We start from the raw sequence: 15,630 nt of genomic DNA, 5'->3' as shown, positions 1-15,630 counted from the left end.
CCTGCACCCACCTGTTGTAGGAGCCACTTTATGTGGCGACACCTCACCAAAATGATCGCAGGGTGAACCTGCTCTTACCTGTTGTAGGAGCCACTTTATGTGGCGATATATTACCAAAAAGCTCGCAGGATAAACCTGCTCCTACCTGTTGTAGGAGCCACTTTATGTGGAGATATATTACCAAAAAGCTCGCAGGATAAACCTGCTCCTACCTGTTGTAGGAGCCACTTTATGTGGCGATATCTCACCAAGATGATCGCAGGGTAAACCTGCACCCACCGGTTGTAGGAGCCACTTTATGTGGCGATACCTCACCAAAAAGCTCGCAGGGTGATCCAACTCCTACAAATTTATGTGGCGCGCAAAATTGCTATCTTATCTAAAAATAGGAGATAATGTTGCTAATATAAATACACAGCGTTCGTTTAACAATTTCCCTATGAAAAAAGCCATTCTCTTCGTTTTTTCACTTGTTTTATCTTTGTCAGCTTATGCACAGCTACCGATAAAAAGTTACGCCCAACTCCCAAATATCAGTCAAGTTGCCCTCTCTCCGAGCGGAAAAGCCGTGGCTTATTTACAAAACTACGATGGTAAGCTGGTGCTAACCGTCCACGACCTAAAAACACATAAAAAGAAATTGGTATTGCAAACCGACAACAAATCCATTGCCTTAAGTTGGTACGACTGGGCTACCGATGACTTGCTAATTTTTGGTGCGAATTATACCGAGGTACAAAGAGGGGTAAAATACACCTCATCACGCTTGTTTAAGTACAATTTACGTGACCCATCCGAAAAGCTCGTGCAAATCAACCAGCCCTATCGCAATCAACGTTTAGCCCAGTTTCAAGATAGTGTGATCAGTCTACTGCCACAACAACCCAATAAAGTTTTAGTACAAACTGATTTTGATATTCCCAACAAACCAAGTGTTTACCTACTTGATTTACTAAAAGATCGTCGCCAAAAGCTAGTTCGTGGCCGTAGTAAAATAGCAAGTTGGATTGCCGACCAGCAGGGCAATGTAAGAATTGGTTATGGAATTGACGGAATTAACGCCTATTACATGCTGTATGATAACAACACCAAGGACCTTACTGAGTTATATACTTTCCAAGCTAGAGGCCCTGAAGCGATTCATATCCTTGGTTTTGATAAAGATCCTAATATCATCTATTTAACCGCTCTACACCAAGGTAAAACGGCATTATTTAAAGCGGATGTTACCCAACGTCCCATGTTACCAAAGCTGGTATTTTCAGACCCAGATTACGATTTTGACGGCAGTATTATCTACAGTCATGACGGGCGTGCAATTGGCTTTAGTCACTCAAATGTGGAAAACTCAAGAGTGTATTGGGATGAAGACCGAAAGCTATTACAGCGTTCGCTAAAGGCTGCATTACCATCGTACGATACTGTTATCATTAGCATGAGTGCAGACAATAAAAAGTATATTGCCTACGGAGACTCTGACCAAGACTCCGACACTTATCTATTTGGCGATAGAGAAACCAAGTCGCTAATTGGCCTTGGCCGGTTATACCCAGATATCACTGGAGAACAATATCTTGGTAAATACCGTGTATCATTTAAAGCCCGAGACGGCCTTGAGATTGAGGGCTACTTAACCTTGCCAAAACAGTTTACTGCGGCAGCCCCTACTATTGTTTTTCCGCATGGCGGCCCCTATGCCCGTGATTATGCCGGGTTCGACTATTGGTCTGAGTTATTAGCAAGTCGTGGTTTTGTTGTTTTTCAGCCGAACTTCAGAGGCTCGTTTGGCTACGGCTTTGACTTTTTGACTGAGGCAAATGAAGATTGGGGCGGTAAAATGCAAGATGACCTCCAAGATGCAGCTAACTGGTTGATAAAAGAAAACTACGCATTGAAAGACAAAATTTGCATCGGTGGCGCAAGCTATGGAGGCTATGCTGCGTTAATGGCGGTTATAAAGCACCCTGAAACCTTCAAATGTGCCGCAAGTTTTGCAGGTGTTACTGATCTGGAGTCAATTGTCAGCCGGGCACGCTTTTTCACTAATAAAGAATTAGTTCGAGACCAGTTTGGTCAAGATATGGATAAATTGGCGGCTCAGTCTCCAGTGAACTATGCCAAACAAATTAATCGTCCAATCTTGCTGATCCATGGCGATGACGACAAGGTCGTCCCTGTCGGCCACAGTCGAGATATGGCAAATGAGCTAGAGGACTATGATAAAGCATTCAAATACATTGAGTTAGAAGACGGAAACCATCACTTAAGTTATCAAGAGCATAGGATTAACACTTTAACGGCGTTTCTCGAATTTTTTGAACAGCATCTTAAGTAACCTCAGGTTATTTAATAAACCATTTAAAACAATCGTCATGGCGCTACCGTATAATAAAAAACGCCACTTAAGGAGAGGAACGATGCAACTATTAAAGCCCATTGCGATTGCATGTATGAGTACGCTGCTGTCGCTTAATGCGCATGCAACTTCATTTTTAGTGTTCGGTGATATGCCCTACTCTGAAATGGACAAGGCAATGCTAACTAAGCCCAATGGGGCACTGGTAAAGCAAGCAGCAAGTGTAAAGCACGACTTCATCGTTCATGTGGGCGATATGAAAGCCGGTGCGGCGCCTTGTACCGATGATTTGCTACAACAAAACTATGCGTTAATTTCGTCAGTTAGCCATCAACCATTTATTTATACCCCAGGGGATAACGATTGGACAGACTGCGACCGAGAAGCGCTAAACCCAAAGTTTGACGAGTTAGAACGACTTAACTTTGTGCGCGAGCATTTTGCTGTACAAAAGCCTAATTTACCGCACTTTGAACGTCAATCAAGTATGCCTGAAAACCAGGCATGGCGTGTTGATGACGTGCAGTTTGTTACGTTACATGTGCCAGGGACTAATAATGGCAGACGACAAATATTGCTATCTGATAAAAAAGCGGTGCATGCAGAGTCTCATCGGCGCGACACAGAAAATATGAAATGGTTGGCGGCTCATCTAGCAGAACAAAACACCGCCGCGGTGGTGTTTTTGCAAGCAGATCTGTACCAGCCCCAAAAACATTCGGGCCGTTGTGATAAGAATTCAAAGGCCAAATGTGATGGTTATCAGTTATATCGAGAAACACTAGCTCAATACGCTGCCAAACTCGATTACCCGTTGTTACTAATTCACGGTGACACTGGAGAGTTTTGTTTTTCAAAGCAGTCTAGCAATTTATGGCGTCTCAACGCACCTGGGGATTTTCAATATTTGGATATTGCTAGGGTGAAGATAGCCCAAGATAAAAAACAGCCGTTTAACGTAAAACCTCTGCTGTCCAAGGCAAAGATAAATGCGTGTAAGCAGCCATAAGGCGCTTGCGTAAATAAGCGCCGCTTCATGCGGCGCCTAGATTTCAAGGGGGATCGCTGCTTTGGGATTTCTCCAGTATTTAATTATTAGCCCTTTAGCGACAATACTAGCTCAGTTTGTTTATTGTGGCTTTCAAACTGCTCTTGCTTTACGGTATTCACGAAGTGCCACTCGCTTTGTACTTTTTCTTTTGTGAAGGTTAACGTCAAGTAACCGCGCTGATGAATGTTGGCATATTCAAGGTCGTCTACTAGTAATTGCAACACGTCCGCAAACTGTAGCGCTTGCTCATCATTCAATTGCAAATACTGCTCCAGGCCAGGTGAGCTAACCGACGCTGTAGCATATTCGTAGCCACATACCTCACCTTTGGCATTACGAAGCTTTCCAGACCAAGCGTTATGCGTATCACCGGCCACCACCACTAAATTCTTATTCGCAGCCTTGGCAGTTTGTAAAATCACCTCACGTTCAACAGGATAACCGTCCCATGCATCCAAATTGTAAGGTGCGGTAAAAGTTACACGGGCTTTTTCTGGCTCTGTTAAGCTTGGATCTCCTGCAAGCAATCTTCCCTTGATTTGAGCAAGTTCTGATAACTGCGCTGACATTTGCGCCGACGGGTTAGCTAACGACATCAATAACTCCGCTGGGATCATCATTTTGGTCATTAACACCTGCTGCCCCAAAACCTGCCATTTAGCGGCTGATGTTTTGATGTTATCGGTAAGCCAAGTGAGCTGATTAACACCTAAGAGCTGCTGTGAAGGGGAACTTAAATCCGCTTGAAATCCCTCAAAGTCAACCTGCCCTGTTGCTGGGTCGATATAGTTTTGATAATCCAGAGCCTGAGCTCGACTTTCGTGACGCGTATCTAACATATAGAGCGACAGCAAATCACCAAACTCAAACTTTCGATATAGGCTTTCTAGCTGACCTTTCACCATAGGGCGCACCGGCATCCACTCATAATACGCCTGAAGTGCTGCTAGCTTTCTTGCTGAGTACTCTCCTTCTCCCTCGTTATGGTTTTCCGCTCCGCCCATATAGGAATCGTTACACACCTCATGATCATCCCATACTGCGATAAAGGGCACGCTGGCATGCAGTGCTTGTAAACCTACATCAGTACGATACTTAGCATACCGACGACGATAGTCATCTAATGACAGGATCTCTTCGGCATTATCAGCCTCTAAATCACGTCCCATCGCTTGAGCATCTTCAGTTGCATAGCCACCCATACCATATTCATAAATGTAGTCGCCTAAATGCAATACGGCATCAAGATCGCTGCGTTTGGCAGCTTGTGCATAAACATGAAAGTAGCCCGCTGGATAATTGGCACAAGACATCACGGCCAGTTTCACCTCAGTAACATCGTTTACCGGTAAGGTCTTACACTTACCAATTGGCGAGTGTGTGTCTTTGGTAACAAAGCGATAGAAGTAGCGACTATTGGCGCTAAGGCCATTTAAATCCACCTTTACTGTGTAGTCATTTTTAGCGAGAGCTGAAAGCTGGTGGCTTTGTAAAAGTACCCCAAAATCCTCGGTTTCAGAGACTTGTAAGGTGACATCAACGCTGGATGGGGTGCCTTCTGGCGTCACTCGAGTCCATAGAATGACGCTATCAGCTAATGGGTCGCCGCTCGCCACACCATGATTAAACGATACAGCAAAGTCATTCGTTGCTACCGCTTTGCTGTCACTACTGCCACACCCAACCAGTGAAACTGAAATCGTTGCAGCACCTACGCCCATTAATGCACTTTTGATAAAATCTCGACGGGTAAAACTTGCCATGGTTATTGTTCCTTAACTGCAAAATGCGCTCGGCTGGCGCATCTATTTACTTAACCTGAGGTTACTTATTAAAGGAACTAGCTTAATCAAGCATTATGACATTTTAACGACTGGTCTAATCTCATTATTGCGAAAACGGAATGACGCAGTTTCTCCCGCTGCTTTTGGCCTCAAGCAGCATGGCATCTGCTCGGCGAATAATACTTTCAACCCCAGACTCGCCAGCACCGAACTCTGCAACTCCAAACGAACTAGTAATATTAACCTCTTCACCAACCGCAATTTGAAATGAGGTTTGCGCAATCATATTCCGCGCGCGCTCAGCCACCAGCGAGGCACTTTCAAGGCAAGTATTGGGCAATACTAACGCAAATTCCTCTCCCCCTAACCGAGCGATTAAATCGGTGTCGCGTAACATATCGCTTAAGAGTGAGCTAAATTGAACCAAGAGCATATCTCCAGCCTCATGGCCAAATTTTTCATTAATCACACGGAAATAGTCTAGGTCGGTGATAATAACGCTAAACGGCGTTTTGTATCGCTCGTAGAGTTTTATCTGGTTGTCTATCTTTTCACTTAATTGACGCCGACTAGCGACACCGGTTAGCGGATCGGTCTTGCTGATGAAATCTAGTTCTTTGTGCAAGTGTTCAAGTTCACTCTTCATGGTTTTACTTGCGGTGATATTATCACCATAAACCACACGCGCATTACCTTGAATTGCAAAGCTCCTTAGCCTAAAAAACTCGCCATTTAAGGTATCCACTTCAAACTCGGGGTAGTCCGCTTCAAAGCCATGACTTAAGCCCAAAAACCATTCCGTTAGCTCATCACCATCAATTCTATCATCAAAGGTATCTTCTATTTGTGGGTCAAATATATTGCTTAATGTACGCCCCATAATATGTTCAGCAGCTTGACCAATAATCTTAGCCATTGTCTTATTGCAAAAACTAAACACGCTCCGCTCGTCCAATATGGCAACGGCATCATCACTGGCATTAAGTACTTCACTCAGTAAAAATTCTAAACTATTAGCGCTAGACATAAATCGACTTCCTTAGGCTTTTCTATAGTTTAATTCAATCGTACAGATTTATCTTAGATCTGAGGCAAATCATAAAAAAATGACGGTTTAATTGCGGTGGATATTATATTGATTCCAATTTGACACCAATCATATTCCAATAATCCGATATTTAAGGCAACAAATGAAACGTATAGTTACCTCCATACACAAAGGAGGAACTATGTTCAAACCAACGCAACTTGTTACTGTTATTTCTGCGCTACTACTGCTTAGTGCTTGCGGTGAAGCCGAGCAAAACACGGCACCAACAGCACCACTACAACCGATTGATGTTGCTGCAACACCACAAATCAATATTGCCGATTGGCATACTTATACCACGCGTCTTTCTTCGCCGAATGAAGTCACACTTAGAGCTCGAGTCACAGGTGTGGTTCGCTCGGTAAACTTTAAAGAGGGTGATACAGTACAAAAAGGAGATGTACTTTTTGAGCTAGACGATCGCACCTTCCTTGCCGAGGTGGCAAGCCTTGCCGCCCAAGTGAAACGAGCAGAGGCGGCGCTTTCTCAAGCCAAAAGCGAATCAGCAAGAGCGCTGCGCTTAAGTAAACAAAAAGCCATCTCAACGGAGGAAGTTGATGCTCGCGTGTCACTAACCGCGCAAAGAGAAGCCGAGCTAGATGCACTGCGCGCTTCATTTAAAGCTGCACAACTAAACTTAGAATTTAGCAAAGTCACGGCCCCCATCAGTGGTAAGATTTCGTTTGCCGAAGTTACCCAAGGTAATACTATCCGCGCCAATGATACGCTACTAACAACGATTGTCGCCACCGACAAAATGTATGCGTACTTTGACATTGATGAACGCACTTGGAATAGCGAATTTGCATCGGTCACGGATGGTGAGCCGCTACCAGTAAAGCTCCAGCTACTCGGTCGTGAAACTCAACCTATTATGGGCCAATTAGACTTTGTTGATAACGCAATAGACGACCACTCAGGGACGCTTAAAGTACGCGCTTCATTTAATAACCAGCACGGCTATTTGAGACCGGGTTCTTTTGCTCGAGTTAGCCTCTCTTCTGGTGAACAAAACGAGCGTGTGCTTATTCCCGACCGTGCCGTAGGTACTGATCTCAAAAACCGCTTTGTGTTAGTAGTGAATGACTCAAACACCCTGGAGTATAGGCTGATCACGCTCGGCAACCGTTATGGTGAATTTCGCGCGGTAGAATCAGGCCTAAGTGCAGGCGAGCGCATTGCCGTAAACGGACCTGCTCGTGTTGGACCAGGTATGCCTATTAGTCCCAACTCGGTCACACTCACCTTACCCGACAGTATTACCACGCAAACCATTGCGATGACACCCACTGAGTCTTCACAAGGATTAAACTAATAATGAAGTTTTCGCACTTTTTCATTAAGCGCCCTATCTTCGCGGCCATGATGTCGCTGGTGCTCCTCATCGCGGGGGCGATTTCTTTATTTCAATTACCGGTTAGTGAATACCCTGAAGTCGTACCGCCAACGGTTGTTGTGTCTGCAACTTACCCAGGCGCTAACCCTAAAGTTATCGCAGAAACGGTGGCAACACCGCTGGAACAAGAGATCAATGGGGTAGAAAACATGCTGTATATGTTTTCTCAAGCAACCAGCGATGGCCGACTTACCCTTACAGTCACGTTTGCGCTGGGGACTGACTTAGACCGAGCACAAGTTCAGGTTCAAAACCGAGTAAATAGTGCAACGCCGAGGCTACCACAAGAGGTTCAACGCTTAGGGGTTGTTGCTGAAAAAGCATCCCCAGACCTAACTATGGTGGTTCATTTAGTCTCTCCAAGTGGTTCTCATGACACCAGTTACCTGTCGAACTATGCAGATATCTATGTCAAAGACGAAATAGCCCGCCTTCCCGGTGTTGGAGATGTAAAACTGTTTGGCGGCGGCAAATATGCACTGCGAGTTTGGCTAAACCCTGAACAGCTAGCGGAGCGCAATTTAACCCCAAGCGATGTGGTTGGTGCAATCCAACAACAAAATCGTCAAGTCGCTGCCGGATCCTTAGGTGCCCAACCAACAACAAACGACAACCAGTTTCAAATACTGTTAAATGTAAAAGGTCGCCTTGCAGATACTCAAGAATTTGAAAATATTATCGTTAGTGTGTCAAACGATGGTGCTATCACCAGATTGAGAGACATAGGCCGCGTCGAGTTGGGACAAGACAACTATGCCTTACGTGCATTGCTTGATGGTAACGAAGCCGTTGCTATGCCCATCTTCCAGCGTCCGGGATCTAATGCCATTGAGTTGTCTGATCAAGTACGGGAAACCATGAAAACGCTCTCAACTCGCTTTCCTGAAGGGGTGGAATATGACATCGTTTATGATCCGACCATTTTCGTGCGTGGGTCTATCGATGCGGTTATCTCAACCTTACTTGAAGCAATTGTCCTGGTTGTACTCGTCGTTATTCTGTTTTTGCAAACTTGGCGTGCTTCTATCATCCCTTTAGTGGCCGTGCCAGTGTCTTTAGTTGGTACTTTTGCCGCAATGCAGTGGCTAGGAGTTTCCATTAATACTTTGTCTCTTTTCGGTTTAGTGCTGGCGATAGGTATCGTTGTGGACGATGCTATCGTTGTGGTTGAAAACGTAGAGCGTAACATTGAAAATGGCTTAGCGCCTTTTGAGGCAACCAAACAGGCGATGTCTGAAGTAACAGGGCCGATCATCGCAATTGCTTTAGTGCTGTGTGCAGTATTTATTCCAACCGCTTTTATTACTGGGTTGTCTGGGCAATTTTATAAGCAGTTTGCGTTAACAATTACAATTTCTACGCTCATTTCCGCGTTTAATTCGCTGACACTGTCTCCGGCACTGGCAGCCTTGTTATTAAAACCGCATGGCGCAAAACCAGACAAACTCACCATCCTATTAGACAAGCTCTTTGGTCGCTGGTTGTTTAAACCATTTAACCGATTCTTTGATAACGCTGCACGAGGATATGTAGCACTAGTAAAACGGCTGATCCGATTGAGTACCATTGTGCTAGTTGTTTACCTTGGGCTGATTTTTGCTACGACTAAGCTATTTAGCACCATTCCTGGTGGTTTTATTCCACAGCAGGATAAACAGTATCTTGTCGCAATTGCACAGTTACCTGACGCAGCAAGTCTAGATAGAACAGAAGCAGTCGTACGTAATATGGAGCAAATTGCCCTGCAGACACCCGGTGTACTTCACTCTGTTTCTTTTCCTGGTTTATCGGTAAATGGGTTCACTAATAGCCCTAATAGCGGGATTGTATTTGTGGCATTAGACAAATTTGAAAACCGTACATCTCCAGAGCTTTATGCCGCGTCTATTGCCGCGCAGCTCAATCAACAATTTGCGATTATAGACGAAGCGTTTGTTGCGGTCTTTCCGCCGCCACCCATTCAAGGGCTAGGCACAACTGGAGGCTTCAAGCTACAAATAGAAGACAGAGCCAATTTAGGTTTTGAAAAACTCTTTGCAGATCTTCAAGCGGTGATAGCAAAAGCACAACAACAGCCGGAATTAATGGGACTGTATTCAAGTTTTAGGATCCAAGTGCCTCAAATGGATATTGATATTGACCGTGAGCAGGCCATGGTACAAGGTGTACCGCTCGAAGAAGTGTTTAATGCGCTACAAATTTATTTAGGTTCGATGTACGTAAATGACTTCAATCTATTTGGTCGTACATATCAGGTTACCGCGCAGGCTGATGCTGACTTCAGAGCAGATCCGTCACAAATATTGTCTTACAAGGTAAAGAACAATTACGGGCAAATGGTGCCGTTAGGCGCTGTGCTCAAAGTGACTCCAACAACCGGACCAGATAGGGTTATGCATTATAATGGCTACCCTACCGCGGAATTAAACGGAAGTCCTGCACCTGGGTATTCGTCAGACCAAGCACAAGTTGCAATAGAGAAGGTATTAGCGCAGACACTCAGCGAAGGTATGGCATTTGAATGGACAGAGGTGACCTATCAGCAAATTTTGGCTGGCAATGTCATGGTGTATATCTTCCCTCTGGTTGTTATGCTGGTCTTTATGGTGTTGGCTTCTCAGTATGAAAGTCTTAAGTTGCCATTTGCAATTATCCTTATCGTGCCGATGACAATTTTGTCTGCGCTTATTGGTGTGTGGTTAACCGGTGGCGACAACAACATATTCACCCAGATAGCACTTATAGTACTCGTTGCGTTAGCCTGTAAAAACGCCATTTTGATGGTAGAGTTTGCTAAAGAGAAATACGAACAAGGTAACACTAACCTTGAGTCTATTATTGCAGCCTGTAAATTACGTTTGCGTCCTATTTTAATGACGTCTATCGCTTTTACCGCTGGTGTAGTGCCTCTGGTACTCGCCACGGGGGCAGGTGCCGAAATGCGCGAAACCATGGGGATAGCAGTATTCTCAGGTATGATAGGCGTTACCCTGTTTGGACTGTTGTTCACACCAGTATTCTTTATGGCGATGACCAAACGAATGTATATCCCGAAAATCCGCGAAGCACAGCCGCAGATTGATAAGACTACCGCGGTTAGCGAGTAATCAAGTTCAAAGGCCTCTTTATCCTGAGGCCTTTTTTACGCATTTATTCACGTCATCTTAAGCTGTGCTTACTACAATTGCGCAAATTGCCTTTTATCTTGGTGGAGTTTGTGTTCATGAAAATTATACCTGTTGCCGTGTTGATGTTAGCGACGTTAAGCGCGTGTAGTGAAAAGAGTGCAAATCATCATATGAACCTCAGTGACAAGCTGAGCAACTATGCGTGTGATAACCAAAGTATTATCAAAGTCGCTTATGATGGTGATGATAAAGCTACCGTCTATCTTGATGACAAAACGCTAGCAATGACTATTACGCGTTCAGCCAGTGGCGCTAAGTATCAAGGCGATGGATTTATTTGGTGGACCAAAAACGATGAGGGGATGCTGCTTAAGCAAGCGCAAAATAAAAACAACCGCATCATCGCTCGATGCGAAATGCGGCCAAATAGCGCTCTAGTAAATAAAGCAAAATAGCCTGTGGGATCTAATGACCACAGTTATAGAAATGGCTTTTAAAATATTATACCGACACCGCTTCTGGCGTCTCGAGATGGCACTTTACATACTCTACAGCCGCGTTCACATCCGTAAACAACACCTGCTCTAACGGCTCTGGCATGCCAATTTCTTTGCGCAACTTCGCCGTTTGACTTTTTGCGATGGCTGATTTCAAAACATACGCAGCGCTTGTACAGCCAAGGTCAATACATCGCCTTGCCACTTTGACTAGTAAATTATACGCTTCAGGTGTTGCTGCGATAGCATGTTCGGAGTAACTTACGTAACCCCATGTTGATGAGTCAATTTCACTACGACATTGCTCAAACGCCCGAGAAAAATAATGGATCATTGATTCATTAATGTTTCCTTCGAAACAGGCGAAAAGAATACGGTGTTCTGTCCAGACTGTCACTTTACCGCATCGAGTTTGAAAACTATATTTTGACATTAATCCTTATCCAGCTCCTTTCGAAGCACCGATTATACCTCAGCAATAGCGGGTTAAAAAAGCACTACTGCTACTTTTTTAACCCGAATAGATAAAATTATCTGTCAGTCCATTTTTTATGGTTCAGCAAGCTGCCTTTTGGTTTCTTCAGACTCTTCTTTTAGGTAGTTGTTAAAGGATAACCCTAAAAATTGTGGTAGCGTCGCACTGATCGCAAGTGAGGACAAAGTTCCGACTAAAATCCCACAACATAGTGCCATAGCAAACCCACTGAGCCCAGCTCCACCTAACCACCAAATGGCAAGCACGGTTGTGAGCGTGGTTAATGATGTGATCAGCGTCCGACTCATCGAATCTTTTATTGCTTGATCAATCGTTTCTCCTACGGGGCTAGTTTTCCACTGTGCTTCAAATAATAGCTCTCTTACTCTATCGCCAATCACGATTGAATCATTAAGGGAGTAGCCAATAATTGCCAGAAGTGCAGCTAACACGGTTAAATCAAACTCAACTTGAGTTACCGAGAATAATCCAAGCGTGACAATAACATCATGAAACAAAGCGATGCTTGCTGAAACTGCTAAACGCCACTCAAATCGGAATGCGAGATAAATTAATACACTCACAAGTGCAAAAAGGCCAGCCAGCCCTCCTTGCTCAATTAGCTCACTCCCTACCTGCGACCCCAAGTAACTGGCATCTAACACCTCAGCATTCCAGTCCAGCTCAAGCCCGTTAACCCAGTGCTTAACCAGCGCTTCGTCTGTAGATTGCGGTGTTTGAAACACGCGCCAACTACCATCGTTTTGTCGATTAATACGGGCACTTTCGACCCCTAGCTCAGCTAATTTGCTCTGGATTTGTTGGTGGTTCACTTGCTCTGGCACATCAACAACCGTTACATAACCTCCAGTGAAGTCCTGTCCTAACACAATCCCTTTTTGACAGATGATGACTAAGCTGGTCACCACCAACAGCAGCCCTGAAATTAGACCAAACAATCTCGCTTTTTGTGTTTTGCTAGTCATATTATTTTCTACCTTGACGTGATTGAATAGAGTAAAGGGACTCGGATAGCATGCCTGAGACAATCACACCGGCAAAGATACTAGTTATGATCCCAAGTGCGAGTGTGATGGCAAAGCCTTTCACCGGACCATAGCCGACCCCTAATAAGATCAATGCGGTGATCATCGTCGTCAGGTTAGCATCAATAATGCTCGACATTGCTTGTTGATAGCCCTGCTTTAGGGCTGCCGCCATCGCAATTCCTTTTCGTCTCAATTCACGTACACGCTCAAAAATAATCACGTTGGTGTCTACTGCCATGCCAATGGTCAGTACCAAACCTGCGATCCCCGGTAAAGTTAACACCACCCCTGGCAATAATGACATTAGGCCAATGAGACAAACTAAATTTACAATTAAGGAGGCAATAGCCACAGCACCAAGTTTACGATACCAAATAGCCATAAACAGTAGCGTTAGGCTTAAACCTAGTGCAAGGGCCTTAAAACCGCTTTCAATGTTTTTCTCCCCCAAAGACGGGCCGATAGTTTGCTCTTTAACAATCGTAATTGGGGCATCGAGCGACCCAGCCCTTAGTAGCAATGCCAATTCTTGAGCGCGCTCCATTGATTGCATATTGGTGATGCTAAAACGAGTGTTTAACACTTGCTGTATGGTTGCCACCGAAATAACTTCGGTTTTACGTTTGATCTCACCTTTTGCATCTGCGTAATATTCGCTAAATACCGTGGCCATTGGTTTGCCGACATTATTTCGTGAGAAACGATTGATTTTCTCGCCACCTTGCGATGACAAAAATAATTGAACCAACGGCTTACCATACTCACCTCTTCCCGCTGTTGCGGACTCAATTTCATCACCGCCAAAAATTGCCACAGGATCCACTGATACTGGCGCACCTGATTTATCCATTAATTTTTGTCCGCCAATCTCCTGTAATGCATGAAATGAAAGCTTAGCGGTAGCACCAATGATCCGCTTAGCTTGTTCTGGGTCTTGTACCCCGGGTAACTCAATACGAATGTAGTTGTTACCTTGACGTTGTGTCACCGCCTCTGTGATCCCCAACTCCTCTATACGTGAGCGTAGTGTTGATAACGCTTGTGTCATTAGCTGTTTATCAAACTCAGCGCGCTTAGATTCTGCAAAATGAAAACTTATCTTAGTCAGGCTTCCCTGCAAGTGAGTAGTACTAGTAAATTGAGGATATAACTCAAGTAGTGTTGCATTCAGTGCGATTAGTTCATTTTTTCCCTGCGCCTTGGCAATAATTTCAACCATCTCACCGTTAATCAGCTTGGGGATAGAGAGGTTTCTGAAGCGATTTTTGATCCGTAAACTATTTGCCTCATCCGCTAAAGACTGCAGCTTGTTCTGTGCTGCCTGCTCTGTATCTACTTTTAATACAAACAGCACGCCTCCATCTAAATCGAGTCCGAGTTTGATGGGCCGCAACCCTGTACGCTCTAACCATTGCGGCATCGTTGATGCACTCACCACTTTAATATTGAGACGCTGATTAACCTCAGCCAAATATGCACGAGCTTGCGCTGTCAAGGCTCTGTTTTCTAACTCAACCAGATAACCCCCTTGATGGGAGGCTATTTGTTTAACATTAAAACCTTCTGTTTCTAACTGCGTTTTTAGATCAGGGAGTGATACCGTCACAGCCTCATGGCTAACGCTTTGAATTTGTATTAAGTTTTTGTTTGGATATAGGTTTGGTAATGCGCACAATATCAGCATTAACACAATAAATGCGGTAAAAATGCGTTTGGCACGGGGCATTGAGCCGCGCGGGTTAACAACCCTCGTCGGGGAATTAATATCTTTCATTATTTTCTCATTATCTCACTGAGCGTAAAGCTCATTACTAAAAATTAAACGACTAGTATTGTGAAGATAATGATTGAGCAGCGTAGTTTATGCGCCCTTTAAACAGCAGGTTGGCAGGTTTACAGTTATCTATAAAGCCATTATTTGGACGGGTATCACATATATACCATGGCAGTGGCTCTGGGCCATTAATTTCATAAATAGCGGCTGGGATGTATCTGTGCTCAGCAAGCGCAAATACCAAAGCATATTCCGCTTGTTGTTGAGGATGTAAAAAGTAGCTTGGGTGACTTGTTCGTTCGCGCTCAGGTAATAAGCCTTTTTCGTGATGGGCGTGCTCACCACTAAACTTAATAGGCGCAGCTGGGAACTTTTGCTTGGTATGCGGGGTAGATAAACTAGTATCTACGGCCAACACAGCGGCCACATTAAGATGCATTTCATTTGCTATATCGTCAATATTATTGCCATTGACCTCTGTCGCGCACGCAGCACTTCCTACCCATAATAACAGGAGTAAAGAAATAACCGCTGAAAAGCTAAATCGCTTCATAGAATGGCATAACTAACAAATAAGATGGTATGTAGATTGGGGCGATAGTATCAGAATCAAGCCCCTATAGGCATAAAAAAACCTCCAACTTGGGAGGTTTTTCTTGTCCAGCGAGTGGATTAAGGATTTACTTGGTCTTTTAGGCCTTTACCTGCTTTGAACGAAGGAATGTTCGCAGCTGGAATTTGGATTTCTGCACCAGTTTGTGGGTTACGGCCAGTACGCGCAGAACGCTCTTTTACTGAGAAAGTGCCAAAACCAACTAAAGCAACTGAACCACCGTCTTTTAACGTGTTAGTTACTGCGCCAGTGAATGCTTCTAAAGCGCGAGCTGCCGCTGCTTTTGAAATCTCTGCGTCTGCCGCCATCTTTTCAACTAGTTGAGCTTTATTCATTATTAGATTCCTATAACTTTATAATTTGCCTAAGCAAAACCTATGTTTATGCATTTTGCGTTTATGTGCAACCCCAAAATCA

Annotated in this window: 12 protein-coding genes; 5 read left to right on the top strand and 7 right to left on the bottom strand. The window is 44.3% G+C overall.

The features are described 5' to 3' along the window. Positions 1-439: 439 nt before the first annotated feature. Together CEX98_RS05960 and CEX98_RS05955 are read left to right on the top strand one after the other, a co-directional pair. Entirely contained in the window at positions 440-2,335 is a 1,896-nt protein-coding gene (locus tag CEX98_RS05960; RefSeq protein WP_099641200.1) for an alpha/beta hydrolase family protein, read from the top strand. Positions 2,336-2,417: 82 nt separating this feature from the next. Continuing rightward, on the top strand, positions 2,418-3,365 hold the full coding sequence (locus CEX98_RS05955; protein WP_099641195.1) for a metallophosphoesterase: 948 nt from the start codon (positions 2,418-2,420) through the stop codon (positions 3,363-3,365). A gap of 86 nt (positions 3,366-3,451) precedes the next feature. Here CEX98_RS05955 and CEX98_RS05950 read toward each other — a convergent pair whose 3' ends face one another. After that, the gene (locus CEX98_RS05950) at positions 3,452-5,170 is read right to left on the bottom strand and encodes an alkaline phosphatase D family protein (RefSeq protein WP_099641194.1); all 1,719 of its coding nucleotides are present in this window, start codon (positions 5,168-5,170) and stop codon (positions 3,452-3,454) included. A gap of 124 nt (positions 5,171-5,294) precedes the next feature. Then, positions 5,295-6,218, bottom strand: coding sequence for a sensor domain-containing diguanylate cyclase (locus tag CEX98_RS05945; RefSeq protein ID WP_099641193.1), 924 nt, complete (start codon positions 6,216-6,218; stop codon positions 5,295-5,297). A gap of 202 nt (positions 6,219-6,420) precedes the next feature. Between CEX98_RS05945 and CEX98_RS05940 the strand changes: the two genes are divergently transcribed. The 3 genes from CEX98_RS05940 to CEX98_RS05930 all read left to right on the top strand — a co-directional run bounded on the left by CEX98_RS05940 (position 6,421) and on the right by CEX98_RS05930 (position 11,260). Further along, entirely contained in the window at positions 6,421-7,596 is a 1,176-nt protein-coding gene (locus CEX98_RS05940; RefSeq protein WP_099641192.1) for an efflux RND transporter periplasmic adaptor subunit, read from the top strand. A gap of 2 nt (positions 7,597-7,598) precedes the next feature. Further along, entirely contained in the window at positions 7,599-10,784 is a 3,186-nt protein-coding gene (locus CEX98_RS05935) for an efflux RND transporter permease subunit (protein WP_099641191.1), read from the top strand. Between the two features lie 116 nt (positions 10,785-10,900). After that, positions 10,901-11,260 carry an MliC family protein gene (locus tag CEX98_RS05930; RefSeq protein ID WP_099641190.1) on the top strand — a complete coding sequence of 120 codons (360 nt, stop codon included), beginning with the start codon at positions 10,901-10,903 and terminating at the stop codon, positions 11,258-11,260. Positions 11,261-11,306: 46 nt separating this feature from the next. On the opposite strand, the gene CEX98_RS05925 is transcribed toward CEX98_RS05930, so the two are convergent. From CEX98_RS05925 to CEX98_RS05905, 5 genes are all read right to left on the bottom strand, one after another. Further along, the gene (locus tag CEX98_RS05925) at positions 11,307-11,735 is read right to left on the bottom strand and encodes a hypothetical protein (RefSeq protein ID WP_099641189.1); all 429 of its coding nucleotides are present in this window, start codon (positions 11,733-11,735) and stop codon (positions 11,307-11,309) included. 116 nt (positions 11,736-11,851) lie between these two features. Continuing rightward, positions 11,852-12,763 carry a protein translocase subunit SecF gene (gene secF, locus CEX98_RS05920; RefSeq protein ID WP_099641188.1) on the bottom strand — a complete coding sequence of 304 codons (912 nt, stop codon included), beginning with the start codon at positions 12,761-12,763 and terminating at the stop codon, positions 11,852-11,854. A 1-nt stretch (position 12,764) separates the two neighbouring features. Continuing rightward, complete coding sequence (gene secD / locus CEX98_RS05915) at positions 12,765-14,600, bottom strand: protein translocase subunit SecD (RefSeq protein ID WP_099641187.1); 1,836 nt, start codon at positions 14,598-14,600, stop codon at positions 12,765-12,767. A gap of 52 nt (positions 14,601-14,652) precedes the next feature. Beyond that, the gene (locus CEX98_RS05910; RefSeq protein WP_099641186.1) at positions 14,653-15,153 is read right to left on the bottom strand and encodes a hypothetical protein; all 501 of its coding nucleotides are present in this window, start codon (positions 15,151-15,153) and stop codon (positions 14,653-14,655) included. Positions 15,154-15,272: 119 nt separating this feature from the next. Beyond that, entirely contained in the window at positions 15,273-15,548 is a 276-nt protein-coding gene (locus CEX98_RS05905; RefSeq protein WP_099641185.1) for an HU family DNA-binding protein, read from the bottom strand. Positions 15,549-15,630 lie beyond the last annotated feature (82 nt).

The sequence above is a fragment of the Pseudoalteromonas piscicida genome (genome assembly GCF_002744175.1).
Lineage (GTDB): Bacteria > Pseudomonadota > Gammaproteobacteria > Enterobacterales > Alteromonadaceae > Pseudoalteromonas > Pseudoalteromonas piscicida_B.
Note: the sequence above shows the minus strand (reverse complement) of the source record. Positions and strands in the feature narration are given on the sequence as shown.

Coding starts and splice junctions, on each gene's coding strand:
- CEX98_RS05960 (WP_099641200.1), top strand. CDS start 440: ATGAAAAAAGCCATTCTCTTCGTTTTTTCACTTGTTTTATCTTTGTCA.
- CEX98_RS05955 (WP_099641195.1), top strand. CDS start 2,418: ATGCAACTATTAAAGCCCATTGCGATTGCATGTATGAGTACGCTGCTG.
- CEX98_RS05950 (WP_099641194.1), bottom strand. CDS start 5,170: ATGGCAAGTTTTACCCGTCGAGATTTTATCAAAAGTGCATTAATGGGC.
- CEX98_RS05945 (WP_099641193.1), bottom strand. CDS start 6,218: ATGTCTAGCGCTAATAGTTTAGAATTTTTACTGAGTGAAGTACTTAAT.
- CEX98_RS05940 (WP_099641192.1), top strand. CDS start 6,421: ATGTTCAAACCAACGCAACTTGTTACTGTTATTTCTGCGCTACTACTG.
- CEX98_RS05935 (WP_099641191.1), top strand. CDS start 7,599: ATGAAGTTTTCGCACTTTTTCATTAAGCGCCCTATCTTCGCGGCCATG.
- CEX98_RS05930 (WP_099641190.1), top strand. CDS start 10,901: ATGAAAATTATACCTGTTGCCGTGTTGATGTTAGCGACGTTAAGCGCG.
- CEX98_RS05925 (WP_099641189.1), bottom strand. CDS start 11,735: ATGTCAAAATATAGTTTTCAAACTCGATGCGGTAAAGTGACAGTCTGG.
- secF (WP_099641188.1), bottom strand. CDS start 12,763: ATGACTAGCAAAACACAAAAAGCGAGATTGTTTGGTCTAATTTCAGGG.
- secD (WP_099641187.1), bottom strand. CDS start 14,600: ATGAAAGATATTAATTCCCCGACGAGGGTTGTTAACCCGCGCGGCTCA.
- CEX98_RS05910 (WP_099641186.1), bottom strand. CDS start 15,153: ATGAAGCGATTTAGCTTTTCAGCGGTTATTTCTTTACTCCTGTTATTA.
- CEX98_RS05905 (WP_099641185.1), bottom strand. CDS start 15,548: ATGAATAAAGCTCAACTAGTTGAAAAGATGGCGGCAGACGCAGAGATT.